A 1,041-nucleotide genomic window follows, 5' to 3' on the forward strand; every position below is an offset into this window, starting at 1 on the left:
TTCGGCGGGGGTGCGCCAGCCGAGGCGTTTGCGGGGCCGGTCGTTGAGCTCGGCGGCGACCATGTCCAGGTAGCCCGGGCCCCACGTGGACAGGTCGCTGCCCTTGGGGAAGTACTGACGCAGCAGCCCGTTGGTGTTCTCGTTGGTGCCACGCTGCCAGGGCGAGCGCGGGTCGCAGAAGTAGATGTCCAGCCCGGTGGCTTCGGCGATCTGCACGTGGTTGGACATCTCACTGCCCTGGTCCCAGGTCAGCGACCGGCGCAGCTGCTGGGGCAGCTGACTCATCTTGTCGATCATCGCGGCCGCGACCGCCGCGGCGGTGTGATCGGTGGGCAGGTGCAACAGCATGGTGAACCCGCTGGCCCGCTCGACCAGGGTGCCGATCGCCGAGCCCGACTCGGTCGACCCGAGGATCAAGTCGCCCTCCCACTCACCGGGTACGGCACGGTCCTCGACCTCGGCCGGCCGCTCGGCGATGGGCACCATGTCCGGGATCCGGCCGCGCCGCTCCTCGCTCTTGCGGCGGGGCTTGCGCAGCGACCGGCCGGTGCGAAGATGCCTGGTCAGCTCGCGTTTGAGCGCGCCGCGGCCCTGCACGTACAGCGCCTGGTAGACCGTCTCGTGCGACACCCACATCTCCTGCTCGTCGGGGTAGTCCTGCCGCAGCCTGGCCGCGATCTGCTCCGGGCTGTGATTCTTCCGCAGCCGTCGTTGCACCTCACCTCGTAACCGCACGTTCGTGGCCAACTTCGCCTCCTTGGGCCGACGCGCCCGCCGATCCGCATCCGCCTGCGCGGTCGAGGCGCGATAGACCCGATGGAAGGCTCGCGCGCTCGGACTGTGCTGCACCCGGCGCAGTTCCCGACTGATCGTGCTCGGATCCCGCCCGATCGCCCGAGCGATCGCCCGCACGCCCAGCCCTTCCGCGCGCAGCAGCGCGATCTCCTCACGCTCGGCGAAGTCCAAACATCGCTTGCGTCGTCCCGCATCCGCCGATGGCATCACCCCGCCACGATCTCGAAACCAGGCCCGCCCCTTGGT

The 1,041-nt window shown here is 69.8% G+C and carries 1 protein-coding gene; it reads right to left on the reverse strand.

Translation table 11 applies throughout. The annotated features are described in order from the left end of the window. Positions 1-1,041, reverse strand: a 1,041-nt coding sequence (locus FCN22_RS21475) for an IS30 family transposase (RefSeq protein ID WP_373681366.1), incomplete at both ends; no start/stop codon positions are given.

Origin of the sequence: Segeticoccus rhizosphaerae (assembly GCF_005222685.1) — a bacterium.
Lineage (GTDB): Bacteria > Actinomycetota > Actinomycetes > Actinomycetales > Dermatophilaceae > Segeticoccus > Segeticoccus rhizosphaerae.